We start from the raw sequence: 6,523 nt of genomic DNA on the forward strand, positions 1-6,523 counted from the left end.
GCACATAATCGCGCCGCGGTCCGAATTTCGGCATGCCGAAATTGTTCCCGGTGAGGGGCCGTGCAGTAGTGGTGTGCCGCGAAGCGGCGGGATGGTTGTCCGGGGCCGATCGGCTCCGTGGCAACTCGGAGGACACTACACCAGGGCGTGGGGTTGTTCAAACCCGCGCCGGGCCCGGGTTCGCGGTGTACGTTTACGGCATGACTACGCATGCGCTCGTACAGCAGTGGTGGCTCGCCTGACGGCGGCCGAACCACAGCGCATGCACGACCACGGCCGCCGCTTCGGCGGCCGTTCGCGTTTCCCCCTCTCGTAGCCGGCCGGCGAAGTCGGCGGTCTCGACGCGCACTCAGCGGAGTGCGGGAGAGAAGGACGGGCGAGATGGCGATGGCGACGACGATGACGACGCGTACTCGGATCTTCAGCGGGGTGCAGCCCACGGGGCATCTGACGCTGGGGAACTACCTCGGGGCGATGCGGCGGTGGGTCGAGGTGGACCAGCACCGTGCGGAGGCGCTGTTCTGCGTGGTGGATCTGCATGCGCTCACCGTCGAGCACGATCCGGCGCGGTTGCGGAGGCTGAGTCGGCAGGCCGCGACGCTGCTGCTGGCCGCCGGGCTGGATCCGGAGCTGTGCACGGTGTTCGCGCAGAGCCAGGTCGATGAGCATGTGCGGCTGTCGTACCTGATGGAGTGCACGGCCTCCGACGGGGAGATGCGGCGCATGATCCAGTACAAGGAGAAGGCCGCGCGGGAGCAGGCGCGGGGCGGGAGTGTGCGGCTGTCGCTGCTGACCTATCCGGCGCTGATGGCGGCGGACATCCTGGCGTACGGGGCGCAGGAGGTGCCGGTCGGGGAGGACCAGGCGCAGCATGTGGAGCTGACGCGGGATCTGGCGGTGCGGTTCAACCAGCGGTACGGGCCGACGTTCGTCGTGCCCAGGGCGACGCATCCGGCGGTCGCGGCGCGGGTGATGGATCTGCAGGAGCCGACGTCCAAGATGGGCAAGTCGCACGCCAGGACGGCGGGGGTGGTGTATTTGCTGGACGAGCCGGAGGTGGTCCGCAAGAAGGTGATGCGGGCGGTCACCGATGGCGGGAGCGATGTGGTGCACGACCGGGCGGAGCGGCCGGGGGTGGCCAATCTCCTGGATGTGCTGGCCGCCTGTACGGGTGGGGATCCGGAGCGGCTGGCCGGGGAGTACTCCTCGTACGGGGCCCTGAAGAAGGACACCGCGGAGGCGGTCGTGGAGATGCTGCGGCCGGTGCGCAGCAGGCATGCGGAGCTGGCGGCGGATCCGTCGACGGTGGACGCGGTGCTGCGGGCCGGGGCGGAGCGGGCCCGGGCGATCGCCAGGCCGCGGGTGGACGCGGCCTATCGGGCGATGGGGCTGCTGGCCTAGGGGGCCCAGGGCGGGCCGGGGGCAGCCGGATCTTGGTCCGGCTGCCCCGCTGCGGGATGTGGTCAGCCGTTTCCGGTGGCCAGTTCGCGGCTGCGGTCGCGGGCGGCTTCCAGGGCGGCGATCAGGGCGGCGCGGACGCCGTGGTTCTCGAGTTCGCGGATGGCGTTGATGGTGGTGCCGGCCGGGGACGTGACGTTCTCGCGGAGTTTGACGGGGTGTTCGCCGCTGTCGCGGAGCATCACGGCGGCGCCGATGGCGGCCTGGACGATGAGGTCGTGGGCCTTGTCCCGGGGCAGGCCGAGCAGGATGCCGGCGTCGGTCATGGCCTCGACGAGGAAGTAGAAGTACGCCGGGCCGGAGCCGGAGAGGGCGGTGGCGGCGTCCTGCTGGGTCTCGGGGACGCGGAGGGTCTTGCCGACGGTTGCGAAGATCTCCTCGGCGAGGGTGAGGTGGGCGGCGCTGGCGTGGGAGCCGGCGGAGATGACGGACATCGCCTCGTCGACGAGGGCGGGGGTGTTCGTCATGACCCGGACGACCGGGGTGCCGGCGGTCAGCCGCTCCTCGAAGTAGGAGGTGGGGATGCCGGCCGCGCCGCTGATGACCAGGCGGTCGACGGGGACGTGCGGGGCGAGCTCCCGCAGAAGGGTGCCCATGTCCTGCGGCTTGACGGTGAGGATGAGGGTGTCGGCGGACTTGGCGGCCTCGGCGTTGCTGACGGCTTCCACGCCGTAGCGGGCGTGGAGCTGTTCGGCGCGTTCCTGGCGACGGGCGGTGACCAGGAGGTCGGAGGGTGCCCAGCCGCCTCGGATCATGCCGCTGAGGAGGGCTTCGCCGATTTTTCCGGTGCCGAGTACGGCGACCTTCTGGGTCATGCTGCGGTTCACCTCGCCGGTGGTGCCTGGTCGGTTACGCCGCCATCCTCGCACCCGGGCGGCCCGGGGCGCGGGTGCGTTCCGAGGGCCAAGACGGTGTCACCTCGTACGGCGGCGGAGGGTGGCGGCACCGAGGGCGAGGACGAGGAGGGCGCAGCCGGTGACGACGACCGCGTCGCGGACGAAGGCGCCGGTGAGGTCGGGGTGGCGCAGGACCTCGTTCATGCCGTCGACGGCGTAGGACATCGGCAGGGCGTCGGAGAGCGCTTCGAGGGCGGGGTGCATGGTGTCGCGCGGGGTGAACAGGCCGCAGAGCAGGAGCTGGGGCATCAGGACGGCGGGCAGGAACTGCACGGCCTGGAACTCGGATGCGGCGAACGCCGAGACGAAGAGGCCGAGGGCGGTGCCCAGGACGGCGTCCAGGACGGCGACGAGCAGCAGCAGCCAGGGGGAGCCGACGGTGTCGAGGCCCAGGGCCCACAGGGACAGTGCCGTGGCGAGGGCGGACTGGACGACCGCCAGCAGGCCGAAGGCCAGGGCGTAGCCGCCGATCAGGTCGGCCTTGCCCAGGGGCATGGCGAGCAGGCGTTCCAGGGTGCCCGAGGTGCGTTCGCGCAGGGTGGCGATGGAGGTCACCAGGAACATCGTGATCATCGGGAAGATGCCGAGGAGGGAGGCCCCGATGCTGTCGAAGGTCTCCGGGCGGGCGTCGAAGACGTAGCGGAGCAGGGCGATCATCACGCACGGGACGACCAGCATCATCGCGAGGGTGCGGCGGTCGTGGCGCAGCTGGCGCAGGACCCGGGCGGCGGTGGCCAGGGTGCGGGACGGGGAGATCGGCGCGGTGCGCGGGCGGGGGGCCGCGGCGGGCAGGGGTGCGGTGGCGGTCATCGGGCCGGCTCCTGGGTGGTGGTGTCGTGGTGCGGGGCGGCGGTCCCGGCCTGGTCGACGAGGTGGAGGAAGGCGGCCTCGACGGTGGGCGCGCCGGTGCCCTCGCGGAGGGCCTGCGGGGTGTCCTCGGCCAGGAAGCGGCCCTCGCGCATCAGCAGGAGGCGGTCGCAGCGCTCGGCCTCGTCCATGACGTGGGAGGACACCAGGAGGGTGGTGCCCCGGTCGGCGGCGAGGGTGTGGAAGAGGTTCCACAGGTCGCGGCGGAGGACGGGGTCCAGGCCGACGGTGGGTTCGTCGAGGACGAGGAGTTCGGGGGCGCCGAGGAGGGCCACCGCGAGGGAGACCCGGCTGCGCTGGCCGCCGGAGAGGCGGCCGGCCAGGACGTCGGCGTGGCGGGTGAGGTCGACGTCCTCGATGGCGCGGGCGACGCCGGTGCGGCGGTGGTCGCGGGCGGCGCGGCCGGGGTGCAGGACCGCGGCGAAGTAGTCGAGGTTCTGGCGGACCGTGAGGTCGTCGTAGACGGACGGGTCCTGGGTGACGTAGCCGATGCGGGGGCGCAGTGCGGGGGCGCCCGCGGGGTGGCCGAGGACGTCGAGGGTGCCGGTGACGTGGGCCTGGGTGCCGACGACGGCGCGCAGGAGAGTGGATTTGCCGCAGCCGGAGGGGCCGAGGAGGCCGGTGATGCGACCGCGGGGGACGTGGCAGGTGAGGGCGTCGAGGACGGTGCGGCCGCCTCGGACGACGGTGAGGTCGTGGGCGTGGACGGCGGGCTCGGCGGCGGCACCGTCACCGTAATTCATCATGCGATGAATAATGCGCCGGGTGGGGTGGGGCGTCAAGCATTGAGCCATTGGGGTGAACAACCCGGCGGAGTGGTGTGCGATACAGCGCGTTGAAGCACGGATCGCACTTTGGCGGCCGCCGGAGCGAACGGAACCCTTCCCTCCTGTCCGATAACTCCGCGTTCACAGGTCGATCACATATCGACTTGCGGCGGGGGCTGCCGGGCTCGACACAATGGGGTGACCTGTCCAGCCGCGCCGGAAGGGGCGACGATGGCGAAGATCCAGGTGGGCCGTTTCGTACGGCTCCTGTTGATCCTCATGGCCGTCGTCCTGGCCCTGCCGACCGCCGCCGACGGCGCGTTCGGAACCGACGCGGCGGCCGCGCCCGCCAGGAACAGCGCCTCCGGTGCCGGTTCTGCGAGCGCCGCCCCGGTGGCCTCGGACCCCTCCGAGGACCCCGAAGCCGCCCTCGGCCGCTGTCTGCCACGCCGCGGCGGGCGCTCCGCGGCCACGTTCCGCGCGCCCGCCCCGCCCGGCACGGCCGTGTCGACCGACGCTCCCGTACGGTCCGTCGGCGGGCTGAGCCTGGCCGCCCCGCTGACCGGCCGTCAGGCCGTGCCCGTGTCGAGATCGGGCGAGCTGCCGGTCCACCACCTCGTCTTCCGCTGCTGAGCACGGCGAGCTGAGAGCTGCCCCAGGGCCTTCCCCGGCCCGCGCATCCCGACGGATCCAGCCGTCATCGCCCCACCTTCATGGCGCGCGCCGCACGGCACCGCACGGCAACCGGCGAAAGCAGGCCGACCCAGGTCGCCCTGCGCCTGCCTGCCGTTGCCCGATTCCGGGCCGGTGCCGGTGTCCGCGCGTGCGCCGCCGCATCTCTCATCCGCTGGAGGCACGTCATGCGTAGGTTCCGTATTGCCCGCTCACACCCGTCCCGGCAGTCGATATCCTCCCGGCCCTCCCGCTCGGCGCGGCCTTCGCTGTCGGTCCTGCGCGCCGACTTCACCGCTTCGCTCGTCGTCTTCCTCGTCGCCGTACCGCTGTGTGTCGGGGTGGCCGTCGCCTCCGGGGTGCCGGCCGAGCTGGGGCTGCTCACCGGGATCGTCGGGGGGCTGCTCACCGGGCTGCTGCCGGGCAGCAGTCTGCAGGTCAGCGGGCCGGCCGCCGGGCTGACCGTGCTGGTCTACGAGGCCGTGCAGGAGTACGGGCTGGGCGCGCTGGGCGCGCTGGTGCTGATCGCCGGGCTGCTGCAGCTGGTCATGGGGGCGCTGCGGCTGGGCCGCTGGTTTCGGGCCATCTCGGTCGCGGTCGTCCAGGGAATGCTGGCCGGCATCGGACTGGTGCTGATCGCCGGGCAGTTGTACACCCTGGTGGACGCCGAGGCGCCCGGTGGCGGCCCGGCGAACCTGGCCGGACTGCCACGGCTCGCGGCGGATACCGCCGGGTCGCAGACCGCGCTCGCGGCGCTGGCGATCGGCGCCTCGACCATGGCGCTGCTGGTGCTGTGGCCACGGTGGCGGCGGGCGGCGCGGGTGCTGCCGGCGCCGCTGGTGGCGGTGGCGCTGGCGACCGCTGTGGTGTTCGTCTGGGACCTGCCGGTGGCGCGGGTCGACGTGCAGGGCCTGCTGGATGTCGTACAGCCGCCGGGCGGGGCGGACTTCGCGCGGCTGGTGGAGGCGGGGGCGGTGGCCGGTGCGCTGGGCACCGTGCTCGCGTTCACGCTGATCGCGTCGGCGGAGTCGCTGTTCAGCGCGGCCGCGGTGGACCGGCTGCACGACGGGCCGAAGACCGACTACGACAAGGAGCTGATGGCACAGGGCGCCGGCAACACGGTCTGCGGGCTGCTCGGCGCGCTGCCGATGACCGCGGTGATCGTCCGCAGTGCCGCCAACGTGCAGGCCGGCGCGCGGACGAAGGCCTCGCGGGTGATGCACGGCCTGTGGCTGCTGCTCTTCGCCGCACTGCTGCCCGCCGCGCTCGGCGTCATCCCGCTCGCGGCGCTCGCGGGCGTCCTGGTGTACTCCGGCTGCAAGCTCGTGCCCGTACGGCAGTTGGGGACGCTGTGGCGTGAACACCGGGGCGAGGCACTGATCCTGGCCGTCACCGCGGTGGCGATCGTCGCGGTGAGCATGTTCGAGGGCGTGCTCATCGGCCTGGCCCTGGCCGTGTGCAAGACGGCGTGGGAGACCTCGCATGTGCGTGTCGACGTGATCGACAAGGGCGCCGGTCCGATCCAGGCCCACCTGACCGGCAACGCCACGTTCCTGCGGCTGCCGAAGATCCTCGACACCCTTGAGGCCCTGCCGCAGAACCGGCCGATCGAACTGCACCTGGCCGGGTTGCGCCACCTCGACCATGCGTGCCGGATGTCCTTGGAGAACTGGGCCGAGCGCCACAGCGCCGAGGGCGTCGAACCGGTCCGGATGGCCTCCGTCACCTGAGGACGGGCGGGGCTCCCCTTCGCGGGCACCCCGCGCATGGCCCGGGGGGGGGGGGGGGGGGGGGAAGGAGGGGGGGGGGGGGGGGGGGGGGGGGGGGGTGAGGGGGGGGGGGGGGGGGGGGGGGGGGCTGGGG

6 protein-coding genes are annotated in these 6,523 nt (G+C 72.9%); 3 read left to right on the plus strand and 3 right to left on the minus strand.

All coding sequences use genetic code 11. The features are described 5' to 3' along the window. Positions 1-387 precede the first annotated feature (387 nt). Positions 388-1,401, plus strand: coding sequence for a tryptophan--tRNA ligase (trpS, locus tag ACZ5XZ_RS30095; protein WP_468983811.1), 1,014 nt, complete (start codon positions 388-390; stop codon positions 1,399-1,401). A gap of 62 nt (positions 1,402-1,463) precedes the next feature. Here the strand turns inward: trpS and proC are convergent, their stop codons facing one another. The 3 genes from proC to ACZ5XZ_RS30110 all read right to left on the minus strand — a co-directional run bounded on the left by proC (position 1,464) and on the right by ACZ5XZ_RS30110 (position 3,967). Further along, entirely contained in the window at positions 1,464-2,273 is an 810-nt protein-coding gene (proC, locus tag ACZ5XZ_RS30100) for a pyrroline-5-carboxylate reductase (RefSeq protein WP_468983564.1), read from the minus strand. 99 nt (positions 2,274-2,372) lie between these two features. Beyond that, entirely contained in the window at positions 2,373-3,164 is a 792-nt protein-coding gene (locus ACZ5XZ_RS30105; RefSeq protein WP_468983567.1) for an ABC transporter permease, read from the minus strand. Continuing rightward, positions 3,161-3,967 (minus strand): ABC transporter ATP-binding protein, encoded by an 807-nt coding sequence (locus ACZ5XZ_RS30110; protein WP_468983570.1) that lies wholly within the window; start codon positions 3,965-3,967, stop codon positions 3,161-3,163. Before ACZ5XZ_RS30110 ends, ACZ5XZ_RS30105 begins: the two co-directional genes overlap by 4 nt. A 252-nt stretch (positions 3,968-4,219) precedes the next feature. On the opposite strand from ACZ5XZ_RS30110, the gene ACZ5XZ_RS30115 reads away from it, so the two are divergent. Beyond that, positions 4,220-4,621 (plus strand): hypothetical protein, encoded by a 402-nt coding sequence (locus tag ACZ5XZ_RS30115; RefSeq protein ID WP_468983572.1) that lies wholly within the window; start codon positions 4,220-4,222, stop codon positions 4,619-4,621. A 227-nt stretch (positions 4,622-4,848) separates the two neighbouring features. Further along, positions 4,849-6,390 (plus strand): SulP family inorganic anion transporter, encoded by a 1,542-nt coding sequence (locus ACZ5XZ_RS30120; RefSeq protein ID WP_468983574.1) that lies wholly within the window; start codon positions 4,849-4,851, stop codon positions 6,388-6,390. Positions 6,391-6,523: the final 133 nt, after the last annotated feature.

This window comes from Streptomyces sp. NPDC033270, from assembly GCF_055576575.1.